Here is a 21,303-nt window from a genome sequence, read left to right on the forward strand (position 1 = left end):
CGAACGCTCTATAATCGTCAACGTGACGGAGAATCCTGTGGGCCGACCACGCTCGTTCGACCGTGACCGGGCCCTGCGCGAGGCCGCGCACCTGTTCTGGCGGCACGGGTTCTCGGGCACCTCGACGCGGATGCTCACGGCCGCGCTGGGGATCTCGACCTCCAGCCTGTACGGCGCGTTCGGCACCAAGGCCGAGCTGTTCGACGAGGCTGTCCGCACGTACGCCCTGCGCTACAGCGCGATCTACGACCAGGCGGTGGCCGAGCCGTCGATCAGCCGGGTCCTCGAACGGGTGCTGATCGACTCCGTGGACGAGTTCAGCCGTACCGATCAGGGCCACCCCGGCTGTCTCACGAGCAGCGTGGTCATGGCCGACACCTCCGCAACGCTGGACGTCCGCGCCTACGTCGCGGAGCTACAGCGTGCCGACGAAGCACAGCTGCGCGCCCGGATCGAGCAGGCGGTCCGGGAAGGCGACCTGACGACGACGGCGGACGCCGCCGTGGTCGCCGAGCACGTGCAGACCCTGTGGCACGGCCTGTCGGCTCGCGCGGAGCTGGGCGCGAGCCGCGACGAGCTGCGCGACGCCGCGCGCTTCGCGCTGACCCTCCTCGAACAATTCAACTCTGCAGGGGCCGAGCAGTGATCGAGAGCCAGCAGAAGATTGGGGTGAGTTTCGCGGTCGAAGGAAGAGCAGCCGAGGACGCCGTCCGGCTGAACGCCGCTCTTGCCCAGAGCTTTGGCTCGCAGATACACCTAGGAGCGGGCGGAAACAGCCGCCCCCACGTCACGATCGCCCTGGGCGAAGCAGACGAGGTAGCGCTCGTCAGCATCATCGCGCTCGTGCGCAGGGCAGTCCGCGACATGAGGCCATTCCGGATGAGTTTCGGCCAGGTCGCGCGGGAGACAGTGACAGGCCGGTACGTCCTCGCTGACGTGCTCGTGCCAGAACACGCCGCCGCGTGGCGAAGCACGCTGCACGCGAAGGTCGCACACCACCTGAGCGGGGTCAGCCGGACGACGGACGAACCACATCTCACGATCGCCGTCCCCGGGGACCAGCAATCCACCGTCGACCGCTTTCTGGCTGTCCACGCGCACCACCCCATTGCGGACTGTCGAGTCACCCACGTCGACGTCGCTCACGCAGGTGCCCGTGGTGCCAAAGGCGACATCATCGAGAGGTTCCGGCTCGGAGCCAGCTGACCTCGCTGACCGGTCGGCCAGATCCACCAGCGCGCATCCCCGCCGCGTCCTCCACACCGAGCCGTGCTACCGCAGCACGACAACCCCCGGCCCCGACACGGTCACCACCGTCCCACCAGGGCCGACCTCCGTCCGCGCGGCCTCACCCCCGAGCACCACCCCGGAGTCGAGCACCACCTCTGCCGCCACACCGTCCCGCTCCAAAACGACCGACACCGGCCCCTCCTCCAGCACCAGCACCACATCCACGCGCCCGCCACCCTCGACGGCCGCACGCGTCATCACCACCGCCCCGTCCTGCACCGCCACCGACGTCCCACCCGACTCCCCCGAAGCCACAGCCGCCTCCGCACGCCGCAGCCCGACCAACGCCCGGTACAGCTCCACCATCCGGCGTCCGCTCTCCGACGCGGCCTCGCCCCAGTCCAGCCGAGACACCTCAAAGGTCGACAACGCCTGCGGATCCGGCACCTCCACATCCGCCCCGTACAGCTCCACCCACCCGTGCCCGCCGAACTCCGCCGCCCGCCCGCGCGAGATCGCCGCCGCGAGCTCCGGCTCCTCGTGGTCCGAGAAGTACTGGAACGGCGTCGTCGCGCCCCACTCCTCGCCCATGAACAGCATCGGCGTGAACGGCCCGAGCAGCACCACGGCCGCGCTGACCGCGAGCGCCCCCGGCGTCAGCACGCGCGACGGCCGGTCGCCGAGCGCGCGGTTGCCCACCTGGTCGTGGTTCTGGGAGCAGACGACGAAGCGGCGTCGGTCCATGTCGTCCGGCACGGGCGCGCCCCAGGGCTTGCCGCGGAAGGTGGACCAGCCGCCGTCGTGCACGAAGACGCCGGTCAGCGCCTTGGCGAGCGTCTGCGGGGTGCCGAAGTCGACGTAGTAGCCCTGCCGTTCGCCGGTCAGGAGGGTGTGCAGGGCGTGGTGGACGTCGTCGGCCCACTGCGCCGTCATGCCGTACCCCGAGCGCCCCTGGAACGAGTCACCAGTAGGCGTCACCGTCCGCGGGTCGTTAGCATCCGACTCGGCCACCAAGGACAAGGGCCGCCCGAGATCAGCAGCAAGCACAGCAACAGCATCAGACAGCTCCGCCAGCACATGCTGCGGCGAGTCGTCCACCAGCGCGTGGACGGCGTCCAGCCGCAGCGCGTCGACGTGGAAGTCGCGGAACCACCGCAGCGCCTTCTCGACGACGAACGCCCGCACCTCGGCCGAGCCCTCGCCGTCGAGGTTCACGGCCGCGCCCCACGGCGTCTGGTGCTGGTCGGTGAAGTACGGGCCGAACTCGCCGAGGTAGTTGCCGGAGGGACCGAGGTGGTTGTCGACGACGTCGAGGCAGACGGCGAGCCCGCGGGCGTGCGCGGCGTCGACGAAGCGCTGGAGGGCGGCCGGCCCACCGTACGGCTCGTGCACGGCCCACAGCGCGACGCCGTCGTACCCCCAGCCGTGCCGCCCGCCGAATGCGGCGAGCGGCATGAGCTCGACCATGTCGACGCCGAGGCCGGCGAGGTGGTCGAGGCGCCCGACGGCGGCGTCGAGCGTGCCCTCGGGCGTGAACGTCCCGACGTGCAGCTCATAGACGACGGCGCCGCGCACGTCGCGCCCGGCCCAGCCGCCGTCGGACCACGAGTACGCACGAGCGTCGAAGGTGCGCGACGGACCGTGCACCCCGGCGGGCTGCGAGGGACTGCGCGGGTCGGGGCGCGGGGGTCCGCCGTCGAGCGAGAAGGCGTAGTCGGTGCCGGGCGGCAGGCCACGCCCGGCCGACCACCACCCGCCGACGTCGGCCACCAGGGGTTCCGTCGCGCCGGTCGCCGGCAGCACGAGGTCGACGCGGGACGCGAACGGCGCCCAGACCCGCAGGGGCGCGGTCATGCCGCCTCCGCCACGAGCAGCGCCACCGGCCACGAGCCCAGCAGCTCCCCGAGCCGCACCGCTCGGCCGGCGAAGGACGAACCGGTCAGCACAGACCGCCACCCCGTCCCCGAGCCCGGCTCCGGCAACACGACCGAGGCCTCACTGAGCCCCGAGACATCCCCCAGTCGCGTTGCAACGACGGCCACCCGCGGCCCGCCGGCATCGCGCCGGACGAACCCGACCGCCCGCCCCGTCGTCACCGGCAACGGCTCGTACCCGGCGTCCTCGCCCACGAACGCCGAGGGATGCGCCCGCCGCACCCGCAACGCGGCGGCCGTCAGCACCAGCTTCTCCTCGGCGAGCCCCACCGGCGTCCGCCCGCCATCCAGCGACTCCAGCACGGAAGCAAGGCCCTCCAGGTCGACGGGCCGCCGGTTGTCCGGGTCCACCAGCGACGTCCCGGTGACCTCGGTCCCCTGGTAGACGTCGGCGACACCCGGCACCGTGAGCTGGAGCAGCTTGGTCGCAAGCACCGACCGCCGGACGGTCGGCGTCACCCGCTCGACCCAGCCGGCAAATCCGGCGACCACCTCGGGGTGGGTCAGCAGCGCGGTCGCATACTCCACCAGCCCGGCCTCACGGGCCTGGTCAGGCGCCGTCCACGTGGTCCACGCCTTCTGCTCGCGCGATGCCTTGACCAGGTACGCCCCCAGCCGCTCGGCCTCGATCGGCCCGTCCGGGGTCCACGTCCCGGCGAGCGTCTGCCAGAGCAGGTTCTCGGTCCGCCCGTCGAGGTCAACCGGCCGCGCGTCCGCCGTCGCCTCTCGCAGCCGCCGCACCAGCCCGGCCCAGGCATCCGCATGCGACGACACAGCCCCGATCCGGGAGCGCACGTCCTCGCCGCGCTTGGAGTCGTGCGTGGAGCCCGCGGTCATCGTCGCGGGCCACGACTCGGCCAGGTGCCGCGCGTGCTCGTGCAGCTCGTCCGGCCCCACCCCGAAGCGCGAGGGCGCGCCGCCCACCTCGCACAGGCTGACCAGGTGGGTCCACCGGTAATACGCGGTGTCCTCCACGCCCTTGGCCATGACGGCGCCGCACACCTGCGGGAACCGGACGACGAGCTCGGCGCGCCGCTCCTCGTCCCGGCGACCCGCGGAGCCGGCCTCGCGCCCGAGCACCAGGTCGACCACGAGGTCCAGCGTGTCGTGCCGGTCCGGGTCGAGCCGCGAGCGGGCGACGTCGGCCGCCTCCCGCACCACGCGCTCCGCCTCGGGCGGAGCCTCCTCCCCCGGCACGACGTACGCGCGGTACCGGCCGAACGCCACGACCAGCTCGACCACGCAGTCCTGCAGCGACCGGAACGTGTGATCGCGCAGCCGCACGTCCTCGCGGCAGATGTCCGCGACCATGGTGGTCAGCAGGTGGATCTCCGCGTACAGGGAGGTCTCGACGATCTGCCGCTTGGCCTGCTCGATCACGTCGTCCAGGCTTGTCTGCTCGCCCGTCAGCTCCTGCATCAGGGCCGCGAGCGGGGCCGCGCCGTCGGGATCGACCTGGAGGGCGTGCAGCCGCCAGGCCGTGTCGTAGCCCGTGGTGCCGGCGACGGGCCAGTCGTCGGGCAGCGCCTCGCCCTCCTCCAGGATCTTCTCGGCCACGACCCACGCCCCGCCGGTCGCCTCGTGCAGCCGGCGCAGGTACCCGCGCGGGTCGGCCAGCCCGTCGGGGTGGTCGATCCGGAAGGCGTCGATCACGCCCGCGCCGAAGAGCTCGAACAGCAGGGCGTGCGTGGCGTCGAAGACGTCGGCGTCCTCCACGCGGATGCCCGCCAAGGTGCCGACGTCGAAGAAGCGCCGGTAGTTCAGCTCCTCGTCGGCCACGCGCCAGTACGCGAGCCGGTAGTGCTGGCGGCCGACCAGCTCCGCGAGCGGCAGGTCCTCGGTCTCGGGCCGCACGGGGAAGAGGTGGTCGTAGTACCGCAGCACGGGCTGCGCCCCGCTCTCGCCGGGACCGTCGTCGTCCCCGGGCACGACGACGTGGTCGAGCGCGAGCTCCCCCGCGGCCAGCACCGTGCCGATCCGCGCGCCGAGCACCGGCATGAGCAGCCCCTCGCCCTCGGCGAGGCCGACGTCGAACCAGTTCGCGTACGGCGACTCGTGCCCGTGCTTGAGCACGGACCACAAGGCCCGGTTGTGCCCGGCGGGCGTGGGTACGGCCATGTGGTTGGGCACGACGTCGACGACGACGCCCATCCCGCGCGCGTGCGCCGCCGCCGCGAGCCGCTCCAGCCCTTCCCGACCGCCCATGACGTCGCTGATCCGGGTGTGGTCCACGACGTCGTACCCGTGCGTGGAACCCGGCGCCGCCTGCAGCACGGGCGAGAGGTAGAGGTCGGTGATCCCGAGGGTGCCGAGGTACGGGAGGGCCTTCTCGGCGTCCGCGAACGTCATGTCGGGACCGAGCTGCAGCCGGTACGTGCTCACCGGGGTGCGGCGGCCGGGTCCAGGGAGATGGGAATGCACTGTGCCTCCGTCGCTCGGTGGTCGTCCGGCCGTCCCGCGTGCTCCACACAATGGCTGATCACGGGGTATATCGCCAGGCCACCGGGTGAATCTCTCATCCTGGTCTCACGTACTTCTCATGATGGCCTGGAAGCGTGGTCCTTCCGCCCGACGGAAGGAACGGACCGCATGTCCAAGCTCACGAACATGATCGGCCTGGCCAAGAAGATGCTCGACTCGCAGAACGGGCAGCAGCAGCAACAGGGCGCGCCGCAGGGTGGTTCCACGGGCCAGAGGTCCTGGCAGTCGACCCTTCAGGACATCGCCGGTGCGGTGACCGGACGTGATCAGCAGCAGGGTGCGCCGGGTCAGGGTTACCCGGCCCAGCAGGGATACCCGACAGGTCAGCAGGGTTACCCGGCGCCCCAGCAGGGCTACCCCACCGCCGCGCACGGACGGCCGGGTGCGCCGGGTGCCACCGACGCCGACCGCCAGGCGATTGCCCGCTACGACTACCTCATGCAGACCGCCGACCCGCAGCAGATCGAGCGGATCCACGCCGAGTCCTTCGCGCGTCTGACGCCGGCGCAGCGCCAGGAGGTGCTGCAGCGCATGCAGACGGAGCTCCCGCCGCACGAGCAGCCCCGCTCCGCCGACCCGCGCGAGCTGTCCGTGGCGGCTGCCCGGTCCGAGGCCCGCCGACCGGGCTCCATGCGGTCCGTGCTCGCCAAGGTGGGCACGGGTGGCGTCGTCGCCGGGGTCGCTGTGGGCGCGGTCGGCATCCTGGGCGCCGTCGCGGCCGGTGCCGTGATCAGCAGCGTCGCCGGACCGATCCTGGAGAACGCGGCGAACCTCGGCGTCGATTTCGAGTCGCTCGCGGCGGGCGTCGACGTCGAGGGCCTGACGGCGGCGGCCGGCGAGTTCGGCACCGGTGCCCTGGGCGAGGCCGCTGCCGGCGTCGAGGAGTACGGGGCGGGCGCGCTGGGCGAGGCCGCTGCCGGTGTCGAAGGCTTCGGTGCGGACGCCGTCGGACAGGCCACGGCGGGCATCGAGGGCTACGGGGCTGACGCCCTGGGCCAGGCGACCACGGGCGTCGAGGACCTTGCCGGCACGGCCGAGGGCGCGGTGTCCGGGGTCGGGGACCAGGTCTCGGAGGCGGGCCAGTCGCTCACGGACATCGCCGAGAAGTTCGACCCGCGCAACTTCTTCTAGGACGTACCAGCTTCCAGGCCGTACCAGCGCGACGACGACGGATCGATTCAGGACGTCGTCGCGCTGGTGTCGCCCCGCGGTCGCCGCAGGCGGAAGGTACGCCGTCGACGGGAGCGAACCGCCTGCCCCGACCGCACACCTAGACGGTGACGACGACCTTCCCACCGGAGCGTCGCCCGGACTCGAGGTACCGGTGCGCGTCCACGACGTCCGCGAGGTCGAACACCGCGCCGACGGCCGGGGTCAGGGCGCCGAGCCGCACACCGGCGGTCAGGAAGGCGGCCATCCGCCGCACGACCACGGGATCTGTCGTGTGCTCGAAGCTCCGGTACCGATCGGTCACCCGGACCCGGTCCGCCGGTTGCGGCGTGGGGCGCGCGTCGAGAAAGCCCGCCGGGACCAGAACGCCGTCGCGTCTGGTCGCCTCGACCAGGTCGCGCTGCCCCGGGCCCGTCACGAGGTCGAGAGTGATATCAGCCCCCGCACCATCGGTATGACGACGTGTCGCCTCCACGAGGTCCTCACGATCGGTGGCGACGACGGCGCCTGCGCCGGCGACGAGCAGCTCGTCGACCGCCGCCGCGCGGCGGGTGACCGCGATGGGCACCGCGCCGATCTGGTTCGCGATCTGGATCGCCGCCCGGCCGACGCCACCGGAGGCCGCCGTGACCAGGATGCGGTCGGCGGGCCGCATCCCCGCCGTCTCGAACAGGGCACCGTAGGCGGTGGAATACGCGACCCAGACCGCCGCCGACTCCACGACTCCGAGACCTGCCGGACGTGCCATGACCTGGTTCGCGGGAACCGTCGTGTACTCGGCATAGCTACCGCGGACGTGGGCGTCCGGCACAGCCGTCAGGATCACCGGATCGCCGACGCCCCACGAGTCGACGCCGGCGCCCACCGCATCGATGACACCGGTGCCCTCGACGCCGAGGCGTGCGTGAGGTAACGGGGCCTGCATCGGCGGTACGCCCGCTCGCGCCATGATGTCGAGCGGATTGACCGCGAAGGCTTCGATCCTGACCCGCACCTCTCCCGGCCCGGGTTCGACGACGGGTTCGTCGACGATGTGCAGGACGTCCGGGCCGCCCACCACGTCGAACACGACGACACGTGGCATGGTTCCTCCTTCGTTCGTTCCAGTACTGCTCCGGATGACGCTACGGATCGCTGAGTTACCCACTGGTACCTTGTGACGTCATGCAGGACTCCGGAGGATCCGCGTTCCTCGCCGACTGCCCGACCCGCCTGGCGGTCGAGATCATCTCCGACAAGTGGGCCGTGCTGGTGCTGTTCGGACTGAGCACCCGCCCCCGGCGGCACGGCGAGCTCGTCGACCTCATCGGCGGCATCTCGCGCAAGGTCCTGACCCAGACGCTTCGCCGTCTGCAGGACTACGGCCTGGTGGAACGGCATGCCGCGACGCGACGGCAGGTCGCCTACAACCTGACGCCGCTTGGCCGAACCCTGATCGAGCCCATCGAGGTCCTCACGGACTGGGCCAGGGATCACGGGGTAGCTGTCGCCGACTTCCGCGAAGCCGCCGAAGCCGCACGCGCGGCCGCCGTACGCCCTGCGAGCTAAGCACTGGTTCCGGCCGCCCGCGCCGCTTTGATCGCCGACGCGAAGTCGGGAGCGACGCCGAGCTGAGCGAGCCACAGGTTCGCTGCGTTGTAGCAGTTGAAGGTCTCGATCTTTCCGTCCCGGAGGTGCCAGAGATCCGCCGTCGGCACGTCGATGCGGCGACCGGTCGGCGGGATCTCGCCGACCTGCGTCGGGAACCCACCGAGATGCGTTCCCTGAATACGCAGCTCGACGGCGACCACATCACCCATCGCGTGCACGCCGGCCAGCTCACGGTGGATGTCGGGAAACGCAGTGGCGAGACCAGCCAGCGCCTGGGGAATCCCGTCGCCATGGAAGGTCAGCCCATTCGGTACGTCGTTGAACGTACCGTCCTCGGTGAACAAGGCGCGGAATCCATGTCCGTCGAGGACGTCCCCTTCCGCCAGCCGGTACGCCTCGCGCACAACCTCTTCGCTCTTCGTCATCTGGGCTCCTTCTTGACGCTGGGCTGATCACGACCCGCCACCGGGCTGCACATGTTCGGTCACCCCGGAGACGCTGTCCTGGTCAGGGGAAGACCTGCACCTCGCCGCCGTCCACGAACAGCTCGCTGCCGGTCATGAAGCTGGACTGGTCAGAGGCCAGGAAGAGTACGGCGTTCGCGATCTCGGCGGGATCAGCGGTTCGACCCAGGGGTGTGCTGCTGCCCATGCCGTCGAGCAGGGCGCCCGCCTGCTCCGGACTCGCCGCGAGGCCACGGAGCCCGGGGGTGTCGGTGGGGCCCGGCACCACGGTGTTCACGCGCAGACCACGGGGAGCGAGCTCTGCCGCCCAGACCCGGCTGAACTGCCGCAGTGCCGCCTTGGTGGCGGAGTAGACGCCGAAACCGGGGACGCCGCGGCTCGCCGAGCTTGAGCCGGTGAGCACGATGCTGCCACCACCGTTCAGCAGCGGGAGGGCCTTCTGCACCGTGAAGGCGGTGCCTCTCACGTTGATCCCGAAGGTGTGGTCGAAGGCCTCGGGGGTGAGCGAATCAAGGGGCTGGTCCGCCTCGCCGCCACCGGCGTTGGCGAAGAGGACGTCGAGCCGGTTGCCGTCGTCCGCGATCCGGCGGAAGAGGCTGTCGAGGTCGGCCAGATCGGAGACGTCGTTGCGGATCGCGATCGCCTGGTCGCCGAGCGCCTGAGCGGCGGCCTCGAGCTCCGGCTCGCGGCGTCCCGTCATGTAGACGAGCGCGCCCTCGGCCACGAAGCGCTCGGCAGTGGCGAGCCCGATGCCCGTGCTCGCGCCGGTGATCAGGGCGGTCTTGTCGGTCAGCTGACCCATGGGTGTTCATCCTCCGTAGCTAGGTGCAGGCAGCACCGGACTGGTGGTCCAGACGCGGTGGCGCTCGCCTTGCGATGTTCTTGACCGTTCGGTCCACCATAAGGATGGTGGACCGAACGGTCAAGAACATCTACGCTGGGCACATGGCCAGGCCACGACAGTTCGACGAGGACGAGGTGCTGCGCGCGGTCTGCGACCAGTTCTGGGACGCGGGCTACGCGGCGACCTCGCTGCAAGACCTCATGCGGGTCAGCGGTCTGGGCAAGGGCAGCCTGTACGCCGCCTTCGGCGACAAGCACGAGCTGTTCCTGCGGGTGCTGCGCCGGTACGTGGCGTCGCTCGACCGCGCGGTGTGCCGGTCGATCGACTCGGCACCGAGCGCTCTCGAAGGGCTGCGCTCCTTCGTGATGATGCCGGTAGGAGACCCCGAAGGCGTGGCCGCCCGGCGCGGCTGCCTGCTCGCCAACAGCACCACCGAGCTGGCTGCCGTCGACCCCGCCGTCGCCGCCGAGGCGCGACGAGCGTACGAGGGAACCACGAGGACACTTGCCGAGGCCGTGCGACGAGCGCAGGCCGAGGGCGACGTGGGCGCCACCATCGACCCGGTTGGCACGGCCCGGGCCCTTCTGGCCGCACAGCAGGGCTTGACCTTCATGGGACGCACCGGCATGGATGTCGCCACACTGGCGGCGACCGCCCGCTCCCTCGCGGACCAGCTCCTGCCTACCGCTGGGACACATGGGAACCCGGGGCGGGCGGGCGAGCCAGCGCATGCGCCCACGCACGTTCAGCGATAGCCGGCTACGCAGACGGGTGGAGCTTTGCCTGGCACCCGAACCCGGGGAACCCTGCCGGTGCGACACCGGCTCCCACAGCCGACGGCACGCGTGTCGAGGAGGGGGCGACAACCAGCCTGGTCAGCCGCTAGCCCCCGCGAACCGCTCGATCAGCAGCCCCAGCCGCTGGTCGTGCAACGCCGCGGGCAGCCGACCGCTCCGCTCCAGCATCACCAGGCCGTGCAGGCTCGCCCAGAAGGTCTCGGTGAGCACCCCCGGATCGTCGTCGCCGGCCAGCGGCTCGACCGCCGCGAGCAGCTCGCCGAACCCCTCGCGGAGATAGGCCGGACCGTCCTCGGTGGCGAACTGGACCTCGACGGCGTGCGTGAACATGGCGTCATAGATCGCCGGGCGCTTCCGGGCGAAGTCCGTGTACGCCGCCGCGACCGCGGCCAGGACCTCGGCCGCGCCGGTGGCGGCAGTACGCGCGGCGCGCACCTCCTTCGCCAGCTCCTCGAAGCCCTCGGCGGCCACCGCCGTCATGATGGCGCCCTTGCCCTTGAAGTGGCTGTAGAGGACGGGCTGGCTGTACTCGATCTCGGCGGCGAGCCGGCGGGTCGTGACCGCGTCCCAGCCCTCCGCCTCGGCCAGCTCGCGCGCGGCCCGGACGATCAGCTCCTCGCGCTGAGCCCGCTCGCGCTCGCGGCGCGTCTCTGTTGCCATACGCCGATTCTAGCACTGCTAGGAAATCTGTCCCCGCTCTGCTAGCGTCGCTATATCAGCTATCAGCGCTAGCAAGGAGACCTGACATGACCGTCGTCGCATACGCCCTGGCCGTGGTGCTCAACCTGTTCATCCTCTTCATCGGGGTGCGGTTCCTGCTCCAGCCCTACGCCGCCGCGGCCGGCTACGGCATCCCGGCCACGCAGGACCGGGCCTACCTCGAGATCAAGGGCCTGCGGGACGCCACGTTCGGGGTCGTGGGGCTGGCGCTGCTCGCGTTCGCCGGGGCGCACGCCGAGGCCTGGTTCATGCTCGCCGTCGCGCTGGCGCCGCTCGGGGACACCGTCATCGTCCTGCGGCACGGCGGGCGCAAGGCGGTCGCGTTCGGGATCCACTTCGCCACGGCCGTCGTCGTGCTGATCAGCGCGGGCCTGCTGTTCGCGGTCTGAACGAGTCACCCGCCCGCCACAGTCCGCCACATGACAATGGCCCGAACCCACATTCCATGGGTTCGGGCCATTCTGATGTCCTGCGACATCACACGTAGCGGGGACAGGATTTGAACCTGTGACCTCTGGGTTATGAGCCCAGCGAGCTACCGAGCTGCTCCACCCCGCGATGACACCCTCAGGTGCGGAGCAAAGTTACCACGCGGAACGCCCCGGGCCCGCCAACCCACCGGCTCTGCATCATCGCCGCACCTCCTGGGCACCACCGGATTCTGCCCACCGCCGTCGGTACACACGTGCCCGCGGTGCACCCCCTCGTCGTCGGGGACGCGCGGCGGGTCACCCTGTTCGGGTGACGCCTGCCCCAGCTCCGGCACGCACGCTGACCTCGCACTTCGGGAGTCTTCGGCGAGGGCAAGGGGAGTCTCATGTGGTTGAACCGCCGCAAGCCGCCCGTAGAGACCGGGCCTGGGCCGGTATTCGAGGTGGGTGGCCCGCAGGAGGTCGACGCCATGCCGACGCCTGTGCACCGCACCGCCTACCTGATGATGGGACTGGCTGGTGCCGTGGTCGTGGCTTTCGGGCTCTCGGCCATCGCCGAGATCTTCGTGTGGTCGTTCTTCGCGCTCGTGCTCACGATCTGCATCTATCCGCTGCGCGCCTGGCTTGAAGGCCATGGGGCGAAGCGGGGCGTCGCGACGTGTGGTGTCGTGTTCGCGGTAGTACTGCTGCTCGCTGTGTTCGTCAGCGCACTGTTCGTGTCGTTCGCCCAGTTCCTGACGCTCCTGCCGCAGTACACGGACGAGCTCCGGTCCTGGACGTCCGACCTCGGTGCATGGCTCACGAGCATCGGGTTCGGACAGCATCAGGTCGACGAGATCTCGTCGTGGTTCGACCCGGACAAGGTGCTGGGATTCGTCGGTGAGATCGTCGGCGGCGCGAGCGGGTTCGTGACGGCCGCCGTGATCCTCTTGACGATGGTGATGCTCATGGGGATGGACTCGTCGTTCGCCAGGACGCTGGTGCGCGGGATCCACCCGAGCCGACCCCGCCTGGCGAGCGCGGGCATCGCCTACACGATCGGCGTCCGCCGGTACATGGTGGTCACCACGCTCCTCGGCGTCGCCCAGGGCACGGTCAACTGGATAGCGCTCATGCTGCTCGGCATACCGGGCGCGGCGCTCTGGGGTCTGCTCGCGTTCCTGTGCAGCTTCATCCCGAACATCGGGTACTTCATCGCGATCGTGCCCCCGATCGTGTTCGGGGCGCTCATAGGTGGCTGGCCGCTCGTGATCGCGGTGATCGTGGTGTACGGCATCGTCAACGCAGTGATCCAGTCGTTGATCCAGCCGCGAGTGGTCGGCAACGCGGTGCAGCTGAGCCAGTCACTCACGTTCTTCTCGGTGCTGTTCTGGGCGGTGGTGCTCGGTCCCATGGGCGCGGTCCTCGCCATCCCGCTCACCTTGCTGGTGCGGATGCTCCTCGTGGACTCGAACCCGGACATGACCTGGGTTCGACCAGCCCTCGGCGATCTCGACGAGGCCAGGAGGATCATGGAGGTCGAGGACGTGGCGGCCAAGGCGGAGCGACGCCGTCGACGCGCCGCGACCTGACATGGTGACGGCGTCCGACCCCGCTATTGACCGACGGGCGCAGCGTCGACGCAGGTCAGGCTGCATTTCTGCAGCGAGTGGGCCCGGAGGGTTTCGAACCCCCGACATCCACGGTGCAAACCGTGGAAGCTGCCCTGACCTGAGCGCAGGCCCCTCAGTGTTCGCTGCTGAAGAACCGTAGCAACAGCGGGCCGACGGTGTGTGGGTCGACGACGTGATCCGGCACCTCGAGGGTCTCCCGTTGGGCGTGGGGTAGCAGGTCTGCGAGCTCGTCGGCTGCGCGGTCGAAGAAGTCCGAGGGCAGGCCTGCCATGTAGGGGACGGTGATCGGTCCTCCGGTGGTGACCAGGACCGGTTGGGTGACCGTTGCCAGTCGATCGGCCGGCAATTGGTAGCGGTTGAGGAAGACGCTGTCGTGGACCACTGTGGGCGCGAGGGCGACCGAGTCCGCCCAATGCGCTGTCTGCTTGCCTGCCGCTTTCCTGGCCGCGATGTTGTCGTCGGAGGCGCCGGTCAGGCGCATGAACAGTTCGAGAACCTCCTCGTCTCGCCCGGCGTCGAAGGCGCGTCGGGTGTCCGCGACGTACTCCTCGAATCTCGGGCGCAGGTCGTCTCCGACCGCATAGGGCACCTCCCACACGGCGATCGTGTCGATGGCTGACCCGGCTGCGGCGGCCTCCAGCGCCAGCGCGCCACCAGAGGACGCCCCGAACAGGTGTGCCGAGCCGCCCGCCTCCGCGATCAACGCATCCAGGTCCTCGATCTCCCTTTCCGCGGCGTAGGGCTCGGTGAAGCCGCTCGCCCCGCGTCCCCGACGGGCATAGTTGTAGACCGTGAAGTGCTCGGCGAGAGCAGGTACCAAGGAAGCGTTCTCGGCTCCGTCGTCCAGTGCGCCGCCTACCAGGACGACAGCCGGGCCGCTTCCCTTCCGGTCGTAGCCGATGGTGGTGCCATCGTCTGATGTCACGCAAAAGGCCATCTCGTTCATCTCACATCTCCGTTCGAGAGGTTTGTCTTATCGCCTGAGCAGCGTGCCGACGACGGCCACGGTGCGCGACCACCGCGCCCTTGCGATCACGGCCGCCACGACGAGAAGGGCAACTACTTCTTGTTGCGGTAGAGGACCATGGTGATGGGACCGAAGACCGCGACGAGAAGCACGGACGAGACGAGCACCCAGCCGATCTCCCTGGCGGGCACCGAGCCGTCCATCAGGCCGCGCACCACGGTCACCAGGTGGGTGATCGGGTTGACCTCGACGACCGCATGCAACCACCCGGGCATCGTCCTGGGGTCCACGAAGATGTTGCTCACGAACGTCAGCGGGAACATCACCATCATGCTGACCCCCGCCACCGAGTTCGGCGTGCGCAGGATCAGGCTGAGCATCGTCCACAGCCACGACAGGCAGAACGAGAACACCAGCAACAGCACCACCGAGAGCACCACCCCGACGGCGCCACCCTCCGGCCGGAACCCGAGGACCAGGCCGAGCGCGATGACGATCGCCGACCCGATCGAGTAGCGCACCAGATCACCGAGCAGGGCGCCGACCAGCGGGGATGGTCGCCACACCGGAAGTGACCTGAACCTGTCGAACACCCCCTTCTGGATGTCGGTGTTCAGCGTGATGCCAGTGTTCATGGTGATCATGACGTTCGCCTGCACCAGGATGCCGGGCAGCAGGAACTGCAGGTACTCCTGCGTCGACCCGGCGAGCGCGCCACCGAACAGGTAGGTGAACATCAGCGTGAACATGATCGGGAACATGGTCACGTCGACGAGCTGCTCCGGGACGTGCTTGATCTTCAGCAAAGCGCGCCAGCCGAATGTCAACGAGGTGCTCACCGGACCGGGTCGGGGCGGGCGCTCACCGGCCGACAGCACACTGCGCAGCGCGACCGGCGCCGACGCCTGCTCCGTGGACGTGGCATTCATGCGGCATCCTCCTCGGGTGTCTTCTTGGCGGCGTGTCCGGTCAGGGCGAGGAACACCTCGTCCAGGCTCGGCTGGCCGAGCGCGAACTCGGTGACGTCGATGCCGCTGCGGGACAGCTCGGCCAGGGAACGGGCGACCCGCTCGGGGTCCGAGATCCTTGCGGACAGCGCGACCGGGTCGGCGGAGAGCTCGATCGGCACGTCGAGAGCGGCGGCGAGGACCCGCTCGGCCTCGGCCCGCTGCTCGGGGCCGCGGAGGCGTAGGTGCAGCGAGCCGGCGCCGACCGATGCCTTGAGCTGGCCGCTGGAGCCCTCGGCGATGACCTTGCCGTGGTCGATCACCGCGATGCGGTCGGCCAGCTGGTCGGCCTCGTCGAGGTACTGCGTGGTCAGCAACACGGTGGTGCCCTCGGCGACCATGCCCCTGACGATCTCCCAGACCTGGTTCCTGCTGCGCGGGTCGAGCCCGGTGGTCGGCTCGTCGAGGAAGATCAGTTCCGGGGGGACGACCAGACTCGCTGCGATATCGATGCGCCGGCGCATCCCGCCGGAGTACTTCCTCACCTGCCGGTCGGCGGCATCGGCGAGGCCGAACGCGTCGAGCAGGTCGGTCGCTCGCCGCCTGGCCCGCGGGCGTGAGTAGCCGAGCAGCCTGGCGAGCAGCAAGAGGTTCTCCACCCCGGTGAGGTCCTCGTCGACCGACGCGAACTGCCCGGTGAGGCCCACCCTGCTCCGCACCTCCGGGGCGTCACGCACGACGTCGTAGCCGAGCACTCGCGCCTCTCCGGCGTCGGGGTGCAGGAGCGTGGCCAGCATGCGGATCATGGTGGTCTTGCCCGCCCCGTTCGGACCGAGCACGCCGTACACGCCCCCGGCGCTCACGGTCAGATCCACACCGGCGACCGCGTGGGTCTTGCCGAAACTCTTCTTCAACCCTCTCGTCTCGATCGCGAACTTTCCCATGGGTTCGACACCTTCTCTCGGCGTTGCGAACGGATTGGTTGAGCGCTAGTCAAGTTTGAATACTCGGCCAAAGTACACGAGGAGGAGCTACTAGTCAAGGTTGATTAGAAGCGCATCTTGAGGGGATCATGGGCCGTTAGCCACGAACCCGGATCATCAGCCATGGTGTAGGCGCCCTCAGACAGCCGTTTGCTCAGGGTCTTCGCCCACTCCAGTTCGGTGCGTGCGTGTCCCGCCCACAGTTCGGCCTGATCGCGGACGTGTTCGGGAATGTCGGGGCTCGGGTTCTCCCACCCCTTGGCCTGCTCTACGAGCTCCGCTTCCAGGCGCGCGACCCGCTCGTTGACGTGCGCGATGGCATCTGTCCTGGTCAGCATGGGCAACATGGCGATGGCCGCGTCGAGCATGGTGGGGTCATGAGTGCGCCGCAGACCGTCCCGGATCAGTTCGACCATCTCGTCACGTCCCCGAGCTGTCGCGCGGTACAAGACGCGCTCCGGCCCGGAGTTGCCCGGCTCGGCGTGCTCGGTGAGGAGGCCATCAGCCGCCGCCTTCTTCAGCGCGTGATAAATCGAGCCGGGCTTGATGTTGGCCCAGATCTCCGCACCCCAGCTCTGCAGTTCGGACCGCACCTGGTAGCCATGCGCGCCGCCGGAGAGGTGCACGATACCGAGTACCAGGAGCTTCGTCGCCGACATACGCCCACCTCCGCTCAACCTGCTCGGACTCGCTCCGCTTGCGCGCCCGCCAGGGTCGTGTCAACTCCCACCAACACTAGGGTGCCAGCAGCCGTGGGCATGAGAGGAGGAAGCGTCGACGCAGGTCAGGCTGCATCTCTGCAGCGAGTGGGCCCGGAGGGATTCGAACCCCCGACATCCACGGTGTAAACGTGGCGCTCTAACCAACTGAGCTACGAGCCCCGGCAGCACTGCCTCGGCAGCACAACACCAGCAGCGGACAACAATACCTGCCCGGCACCCGAGACCCGGCCAGATTTTCGACCTGGCGCAGACACGGGCAGGGTCAGATCTCCTCGACCGCCCGGCGGTAGTCCTCCAGGTCACGCGCCTGTCCGCGCGGGTTGACCACGCTCCACCGGACGATCCCGTCGGCGTCGATCAGGAACGACCCGCGCAGTGCGATGCCCGAACCCTCGTCGAACACCCCGTAGGCCTGGGCGACCTCGCCGTGCGGCCAGAAGTCCGACAGGAGGTCGAACTGGTAGCCCTCCGCGGCCTGCCACGCCTTGAGCGTGAACACCGCGTCGGTCGAGATCACGAAGAGCCGCACGCCGGCGGTCTCGAAGTCCTCGATGTTGTCGCGCAGCTCGCACAGCTCGCCGGTGCAGGTGCCGGAGAAGGCGAACGGCACGAAGACCACCAGCACCGGGGTGCCACGCAGGTCGGACAGCGTGGTCGGGGTGCCGTGGGTGTCGGGGAGCGTGAAGTCGGGTGCGGGGTCACCCGGCTTCAGCACCACCGTCGCGGCAGGCGCGCCGGAGAGCTCGGTCATGACCGGCTACTTGCCCCGGCCCCGGTAGCCGAGCTTCGTGGCGGACCAGTCCTCCGCGATGGCGAAGGTGCTCGTGGTCTGCAGGCCGGCGGTGGTGGCCGCCTCCTGGATGTCTCCGTGGCCCACCTCGCCGTCGCGCCCGGGCTTGGGCGTGAAGATCCAGATCAGGCCGCCGTCGTCGAGAACGGTCTGCACGTCGACCAGTGCATCGGTGAGGTCGCCGTCGTCGTCGCGCCACCAGAGGATGACGCCGTCGGTGACGTCACCGAAGTCCTCGTCCTCCAGCTCGCTGCCGATGATCTTCTCGATCTCGGCGCGGAGCGCTTCGTCGACGTCGTCTCCCCAGCCGAACTCCTGCACGACCTGGCCGGCCTCGAAGCCGAGGCGCCCCGCGCCCTGGGTGTCCGTGCTCACTTGGTTGATCGTTCCTCTCTCTGTCCGGCACTGGTTGCCGGGTCGTGTCCATCTTCTGTCGGCCCGCCGTCGGGCCCTCCGTCGCCAAAGGTAGTGCACGCACCCCGGCAATGCCTCGCAACCAGGACGTGTGGTGTCTTTTCGATGATTCGATCCGACCTCGGCAACGCCCTGGTCATGCACTCAGTCTCAACATTGCGATACCCGGTATCAATACTGGTGCGAACCGCCACAGACGTAACGCAGATCACGCGCTCTTGACCGCCCTATGGTGTGGACGGAGGCTGTGAGGGGACAGAATAGATAGGACCACCTGTGCGTGGGCGTGCACAGCCGCAACCCCAGCTGTGGCGACGCTGCCGACGCGACGGGTCCTGACGAGGCGGCGAGGAGCGCGAACCGCGACCGCGCCGCGCGACACCGAGAGAGGTTGCTGGTGGCTTCGTTTGACGAGACCGGACCGCTGATCAACGGTCTGCTCAGCGCCGTACCTGACATCGACCCGGCCGAGACCGAGGAATGGGTCGAGTCCTTCGACGGGCTGATCGACGACAAGGGCGGACCCCGCGCCAGATACGTCATGCTCAACCTGCTGCGCCGCGCGCGGGAGCGGAACGTGAGCATCCCCGCGTCGATGGCGACGCCCTACGTGAACACCATCGGTGTCCACGAGGAGCCGTACTTCCCGGGCGATGAGGCGATGGAGCGTCGCTACCGCTCGTGGATCCGCTGGAACGCGGCGGTCATGGTGACGCGCGCCCAGCGCGAGGGCCTCGGCGTCGGCGGCCACATCTCCTCGTACGCGTCCGTCGCGACGCTCTACGAGGTGGGCCTGAACCACTTCTTCCGCGGCAAGGACCACCCGGGCGGCGGCGACCAGATCTACTTCCAGGGCCACGCCTCCCCCGGCGTCTACGCCCGCGGGTACCTCGAGGGCCGCCTGACGGCGGAGCAGCTCGACGGGTTCCGCCAGGAGAAGTCGCACGCGGGCGGCGGTCTGCCGTCGTACCCGCACCCGCGCCTCATGCAGGACTTCTGGGAGTTCCCGACCGTCAGCATGGGCCTCGGCCCGGCGTCGGCCGTCTACCAGGCCTGGACCAACAAGTACCTGCACAACCGCGGGATCAAGGACACCAGCCAGCAGGACGTCTGGGCCTTCCTCGGCGACGGCGAGATGGACGAGCCGGAGAGCCGCGGCATGATCCAGCACGCCGCGCAGCAGCAGCTGGACAACCTGACCTTCGTCGTCAACTGCAACCTGCAGCGCCTCGACGGCCCGGTGCGCGGCAACGGCAAGATCGTCCAGGAGCTGGAGGCCCAGTTCAAGGGCGCCGGCTGGAACGTCATCAAGGTCGTGTGGGGCCGCGAGTGGGACGCCCTGCTCAACGCCGACAAGGACCGCGCGCTGGTCAACCTGATGAACGTCACCCCCGACGGTGACTACCAGACGTACCGCGCGGAGTCCGGCGCGTTCATCCGCGAGCACTTCTTCGGGCGCGACCCGCGGACCAAGGCCCTCGTCGAGAACATGACGGACGAGGACATCTGGAACATGAAGCGCGGCGGCCACGACTACCGCAAGCTGTACGCGGCCTACTCCGCGGCGCGCGCGCACACCGGCCAGCCGACCATCATCCTGGCGCACACCGTCAAGGGCTACGGCCTGGGTGCCGGCTTCGCCGGCCGCAACGCGACGCACCAGATGAAGAAGCTCAAGGGCGACGACCTCAAGACGCTGCGCGACTCCCTGCGCATCCCGATCTCGGACGCCGAGCTCGAGGCCGACCCGTACCTGCCGCCGTACTACCACCCGGGCCCCGACGCGCCGGAGATCCAGTACATGCTGGAGCGCCGCCGTCAGCTCGGTGGTTTCGTACCGGAGCGTCGGACGACGGCGAAGACCACCCTGACGCTGCCGGAGGACAAGTCCTACGAGCTGCTGAAGAAGGGCTCCGGCACGCAGCAGGTCGCCACGACCATGTCGTTCGTCCGGCTGCTCAAGGACCTGTTCAAGGCCAAGGACTTCGGCAACCGCATCGTGCCGATCATCCCGGACGAGGCCCGGACCTTCGGTCTGGACTCCATCTTCCCGAGCGCCAAGATCTTCAACACGCTCGGCCAGAACTACCTCGCCGTGGACCGCGAGCTCATGCTGAGCTACAAGGAGTCCGAGTCCGGCCAGATCATGCACACCGGCATCAACGAGGCCGGTTCCGCGGCCGCGTTCCAGTCGGTCGGCACGTCGTACGCCACGCACGGCGAGCCGATGATCCCGGTCTACATCTTCTACTCGATGTTCGGGTTCCAGCGCACGGGCGACCAGTTCTGGGCGGCCGGCGACCAGCTCACGCGCGGCTTCATCATCGGCGCCACCGCGGGCCGCACCACCCTGACGGGTGAGGGCCTGCAGCACGCCGACGGCCACAGCCCGCTCATCGCCGGCACCAACACCGCGATCGTGCAGTACGACCCGGCCTACGGGTACGAGATCCGGCACATCGTGCGCGACGGCATCGAGCGCATGTACGGCCCGGCCGAGAACGGCCGCACGCCCGACGGGCGCGCGCAGGACGTCATGTACTACCTCACGGTGTACAACGAGCCGATGGTCCAGCCGGCTGAGCCGGAGGACGTCGACGTCGAGGGCATCAAGCGCGGCATCCACCGCATCTCGGTGTCCGACGCCGAGGGCCCCAAGGCCCAGCTCCTCGCCTCCGGCGTGGGTGTGCCGTGGGCCCTGGAGGCGCAGCAGCTCCTCAAGGAGGACTGGGGCGTCTCGGCCGACGTCTGGTCGGTGACGAGCTGGAACGAGCTGCGTCGCGACGCCCTCGCGGCGGAGCACGACGCGCTGGTCGACCCGTCGGCGCCGCTGCGCACCCCGTACGTCACGGAGAAGCTGTCCGGCGCCCAGGGGCCGTTCGTCGCCACCAGCGACTACGACCACCTGGTCCCCGACCAGATCCGTGCGTGGGTCCCCGGCGACTACGCGGTGCTCGGTGCGGACGGCTTCGGCTTCTCCGACACCCGCGCGGCCGCACGGCGCTACTTCCTCATCGACGGCCCGTCGATGGTGGTCCGTACGCTGCAGGTCCTCGCCCGCCGCGGTGAGGTCCCGGCCGACGTCGTGAGCAAGGCCGTCGAGAAGTACAGCCTGCTCGACGTCACCGCCGGCACGTCCGGCAACGCGGGCGGCGACAGCTGACCCTCGGGTAGCAGACAAGAGCTGCGGCGCACCGGTCCACCGG

The 21,303-nt window shown here is 69.7% G+C and carries 20 protein-coding genes and 3 tRNA genes; 8 read left to right on the top strand and 15 right to left on the bottom strand.

Annotated elements, in window-relative coordinates:
• Window positions 1–22: 22 nt before the first annotated feature.
• Window positions 23–646, top strand: a complete 624-nt coding sequence (locus tag ACFV9Q_RS10145) for a TetR/AcrR family transcriptional regulator (RefSeq protein ID WP_377234312.1) — start codon at window positions 23–25, stop codon at window positions 644–646.
• Window positions 643–1,206: a 2'-5' RNA ligase family protein gene (locus ACFV9Q_RS10150; RefSeq protein ID WP_377234313.1), complete on the top strand. Its 564-nt coding sequence runs from the start codon at window positions 643–645 to the stop codon at window positions 1,204–1,206. The genes ACFV9Q_RS10145 and ACFV9Q_RS10150 overlap by 4 nt, the downstream gene beginning before the upstream one ends.
• 66 nt (window positions 1,207–1,272) lie before the next feature.
• On the opposite strand, the gene treZ is transcribed toward ACFV9Q_RS10150, so the two are convergent.
• On the bottom strand, window positions 1,273–3,084 hold the full coding sequence (gene treZ, locus ACFV9Q_RS10155) for a malto-oligosyltrehalose trehalohydrolase (protein WP_377234314.1): 1,812 nt from the start codon (window positions 3,082–3,084) through the stop codon (window positions 1,273–1,275).
• Complete coding sequence (gene treY / locus ACFV9Q_RS10160; protein WP_377234315.1) at window positions 3,081–5,585, bottom strand: malto-oligosyltrehalose synthase; 2,505 nt, start codon at window positions 5,583–5,585, stop codon at window positions 3,081–3,083. Before treY ends, treZ begins: the two co-directional genes overlap by 4 nt.
• A 168-nt stretch (window positions 5,586–5,753) precedes the next feature.
• Here treY and ACFV9Q_RS10165 point away from each other — a divergent pair, with 168 nt between their 5' ends.
• The gene (locus ACFV9Q_RS10165; RefSeq protein ID WP_377234316.1) at window positions 5,754–6,776 is read left to right on the top strand and encodes a cation-transporting ATPase; all 1,023 of its coding nucleotides are present in this window, start codon (window positions 5,754–5,756) and stop codon (window positions 6,774–6,776) included.
• A gap of 139 nt (window positions 6,777–6,915) precedes the next feature.
• On the opposite strand, the gene ACFV9Q_RS10170 is transcribed toward ACFV9Q_RS10165, so the two are convergent.
• Window positions 6,916–7,899, bottom strand: coding sequence for a zinc-dependent alcohol dehydrogenase family protein (locus ACFV9Q_RS10170; protein ID WP_377234317.1), 984 nt, complete (start codon window positions 7,897–7,899; stop codon window positions 6,916–6,918).
• Between the two features lie 80 nt (window positions 7,900–7,979).
• On the opposite strand from ACFV9Q_RS10170, the gene ACFV9Q_RS10175 reads away from it, so the two are divergent.
• The gene (locus ACFV9Q_RS10175; RefSeq protein ID WP_377234318.1) at window positions 7,980–8,363 is read left to right on the top strand and encodes a winged helix-turn-helix transcriptional regulator; all 384 of its coding nucleotides are present in this window, start codon (window positions 7,980–7,982) and stop codon (window positions 8,361–8,363) included.
• On the opposite strand, the gene ACFV9Q_RS10180 is transcribed toward ACFV9Q_RS10175, so the two are convergent.
• Window positions 8,360–8,830 (bottom strand): ester cyclase, encoded by a 471-nt coding sequence (locus ACFV9Q_RS10180; protein ID WP_377234319.1) that lies wholly within the window; start codon window positions 8,828–8,830, stop codon window positions 8,360–8,362. The two genes, ACFV9Q_RS10175 and ACFV9Q_RS10180, sit on opposite strands and share 4 nt — an antisense overlap.
• An 82-nt stretch (window positions 8,831–8,912) precedes the next feature.
• The gene (locus tag ACFV9Q_RS10185) at window positions 8,913–9,671 is read right to left on the bottom strand and encodes an SDR family NAD(P)-dependent oxidoreductase (RefSeq protein ID WP_377234320.1); all 759 of its coding nucleotides are present in this window, start codon (window positions 9,669–9,671) and stop codon (window positions 8,913–8,915) included.
• 143 nt (window positions 9,672–9,814) lie between these two features.
• Between ACFV9Q_RS10185 and ACFV9Q_RS10190 the strand changes: the two genes are divergently transcribed.
• Window positions 9,815–10,468: a TetR/AcrR family transcriptional regulator gene (locus ACFV9Q_RS10190; RefSeq protein ID WP_377234321.1), complete on the top strand. Its 654-nt coding sequence runs from the start codon at window positions 9,815–9,817 to the stop codon at window positions 10,466–10,468.
• Window positions 10,469–10,588: 120 nt separating this feature from the next.
• On the opposite strand, the gene ACFV9Q_RS10195 is transcribed toward ACFV9Q_RS10190, so the two are convergent.
• Window positions 10,589–11,170 carry a TetR/AcrR family transcriptional regulator gene (locus tag ACFV9Q_RS10195; protein WP_377234322.1) on the bottom strand — a complete coding sequence of 194 codons (582 nt, stop codon included), beginning with the start codon at window positions 11,168–11,170 and terminating at the stop codon, window positions 10,589–10,591.
• Window positions 11,171–11,256: 86 nt separating this feature from the next.
• On the opposite strand from ACFV9Q_RS10195, the gene ACFV9Q_RS10200 reads away from it, so the two are divergent.
• Window positions 11,257–11,619: a DUF4267 domain-containing protein gene (locus ACFV9Q_RS10200; protein WP_377234323.1), complete on the top strand. Its 363-nt coding sequence runs from the start codon at window positions 11,257–11,259 to the stop codon at window positions 11,617–11,619.
• Window positions 11,620–11,714: 95 nt separating this feature from the next.
• Here ACFV9Q_RS10200 and ACFV9Q_RS10205 read toward each other — a convergent pair.
• Window positions 11,715–11,788 (bottom strand) — tRNA-Met (locus tag ACFV9Q_RS10205).
• Window positions 11,789–12,047: 259 nt separating this feature from the next.
• Between ACFV9Q_RS10205 and ACFV9Q_RS10210 the strand changes: the two genes are divergently transcribed.
• A complete protein-coding gene (locus ACFV9Q_RS10210; protein WP_377234324.1) occupies window positions 12,048–13,232 on the top strand; it encodes an AI-2E family transporter in 1,185 nt (394 codons plus the stop codon).
• 78 nt (window positions 13,233–13,310) lie between these two features.
• Here ACFV9Q_RS10210 and ACFV9Q_RS10215 read toward each other — a convergent pair.
• The 8 genes from ACFV9Q_RS10215 to ACFV9Q_RS10250 all read right to left on the bottom strand — a co-directional run bounded on the left by ACFV9Q_RS10215 (window position 13,311) and on the right by ACFV9Q_RS10250 (window position 18,058).
• Window positions 13,311–13,385 (bottom strand) — tRNA-Ala (locus tag ACFV9Q_RS10215).
• A 1-nt stretch (window position 13,386) separates the two neighbouring features.
• Window positions 13,387–14,220 (bottom strand): alpha/beta fold hydrolase, encoded by an 834-nt coding sequence (locus ACFV9Q_RS10220; RefSeq protein WP_377234325.1) that lies wholly within the window; start codon window positions 14,218–14,220, stop codon window positions 13,387–13,389.
• A 113-nt stretch (window positions 14,221–14,333) separates the two neighbouring features.
• Complete coding sequence (locus tag ACFV9Q_RS10225; protein ID WP_377234326.1) at window positions 14,334–15,170, bottom strand: ABC transporter permease; 837 nt, start codon at window positions 15,168–15,170, stop codon at window positions 14,334–14,336.
• A complete protein-coding gene (locus tag ACFV9Q_RS10230; protein ID WP_377234327.1) occupies window positions 15,167–16,132 on the bottom strand; it encodes an ATP-binding cassette domain-containing protein in 966 nt (321 codons plus the stop codon). Before ACFV9Q_RS10230 ends, ACFV9Q_RS10225 begins: the two co-directional genes overlap by 4 nt.
• Window positions 16,133–16,236: 104 nt before the next feature.
• Window positions 16,237–16,830: a PadR family transcriptional regulator gene (locus tag ACFV9Q_RS10235; protein ID WP_377231210.1), complete on the bottom strand. Its 594-nt coding sequence runs from the start codon at window positions 16,828–16,830 to the stop codon at window positions 16,237–16,239.
• Window positions 16,831–16,978: 148 nt separating this feature from the next.
• A tRNA-Val gene (locus ACFV9Q_RS10240) sits at window positions 16,979–17,052 on the bottom strand.
• 103 nt (window positions 17,053–17,155) lie between these two features.
• Entirely contained in the window at window positions 17,156–17,644 is a 489-nt protein-coding gene (locus tag ACFV9Q_RS10245; RefSeq protein WP_377231211.1) for a peroxiredoxin, read from the bottom strand.
• A gap of 6 nt (window positions 17,645–17,650) precedes the next feature.
• The gene (locus tag ACFV9Q_RS10250) at window positions 17,651–18,058 is read right to left on the bottom strand and encodes a DUF3052 domain-containing protein (protein ID WP_285103975.1); all 408 of its coding nucleotides are present in this window, start codon (window positions 18,056–18,058) and stop codon (window positions 17,651–17,653) included.
• Between the two features lie 436 nt (window positions 18,059–18,494).
• On the opposite strand from ACFV9Q_RS10250, the gene aceE reads away from it, so the two are divergent.
• Window positions 18,495–21,260: a pyruvate dehydrogenase (acetyl-transferring), homodimeric type gene (aceE, locus tag ACFV9Q_RS10255; protein ID WP_377234328.1), complete on the top strand. Its 2,766-nt coding sequence runs from the start codon at window positions 18,495–18,497 to the stop codon at window positions 21,258–21,260.
• Window positions 21,261–21,303: the final 43 nt, after the last annotated feature.

It is taken from the genome of Promicromonospora sp. NPDC059942, assembly GCF_042731755.1.
Taxonomy (GTDB): Bacteria; Actinomycetota; Actinomycetes; order Actinomycetales; family Cellulomonadaceae; genus Promicromonospora.

Bases quoted from the DNA above. Each gene is read 5' to 3' on its own strand.
- ACFV9Q_RS10195 (WP_377234322.1), bottom strand. From the start codon at position 11,170: ATGGCAACAGAGACGCGCCGCGAGCGCGAGCGGGCTCAGCGCGAGGAG.
- ACFV9Q_RS10175 (WP_377234318.1), top strand. From the start codon at position 7,980: ATGCAGGACTCCGGAGGATCCGCGTTCCTCGCCGACTGCCCGACCCGC.
- ACFV9Q_RS10190 (WP_377234321.1), top strand. From the start codon at position 9,815: ATGGCCAGGCCACGACAGTTCGACGAGGACGAGGTGCTGCGCGCGGTC.
- ACFV9Q_RS10220 (WP_377234325.1), bottom strand. From the start codon at position 14,220: ATGAACGAGATGGCCTTTTGCGTGACATCAGACGATGGCACCACCATC.
- ACFV9Q_RS10165 (WP_377234316.1), top strand. From the start codon at position 5,754: ATGTCCAAGCTCACGAACATGATCGGCCTGGCCAAGAAGATGCTCGAC.
- ACFV9Q_RS10200 (WP_377234323.1), top strand. From the start codon at position 11,257: ATGACCGTCGTCGCATACGCCCTGGCCGTGGTGCTCAACCTGTTCATC.
- ACFV9Q_RS10180 (WP_377234319.1), bottom strand. From the start codon at position 8,830: ATGACGAAGAGCGAAGAGGTTGTGCGCGAGGCGTACCGGCTGGCGGAA.
- treZ (WP_377234314.1), bottom strand. From the start codon at position 3,084: ATGACCGCGCCCCTGCGGGTCTGGGCGCCGTTCGCGTCCCGCGTCGAC.
- ACFV9Q_RS10245 (WP_377231211.1), bottom strand. From the start codon at position 17,644: ATGACCGAGCTCTCCGGCGCGCCTGCCGCGACGGTGGTGCTGAAGCCG.
- ACFV9Q_RS10170 (WP_377234317.1), bottom strand. From the start codon at position 7,899: ATGCCACGTGTCGTCGTGTTCGACGTGGTGGGCGGCCCGGACGTCCTG.
- ACFV9Q_RS10225 (WP_377234326.1), bottom strand. From the start codon at position 15,170: ATGAATGCCACGTCCACGGAGCAGGCGTCGGCGCCGGTCGCGCTGCGC.
- ACFV9Q_RS10235 (WP_377231210.1), bottom strand. From the start codon at position 16,830: ATGTCGGCGACGAAGCTCCTGGTACTCGGTATCGTGCACCTCTCCGGC.
- ACFV9Q_RS10230 (WP_377234327.1), bottom strand. From the start codon at position 16,132: ATGGGAAAGTTCGCGATCGAGACGAGAGGGTTGAAGAAGAGTTTCGGC.
- ACFV9Q_RS10185 (WP_377234320.1), bottom strand. From the start codon at position 9,671: ATGGGTCAGCTGACCGACAAGACCGCCCTGATCACCGGCGCGAGCACG.
- ACFV9Q_RS10210 (WP_377234324.1), top strand. From the start codon at position 12,048: ATGTGGTTGAACCGCCGCAAGCCGCCCGTAGAGACCGGGCCTGGGCCG.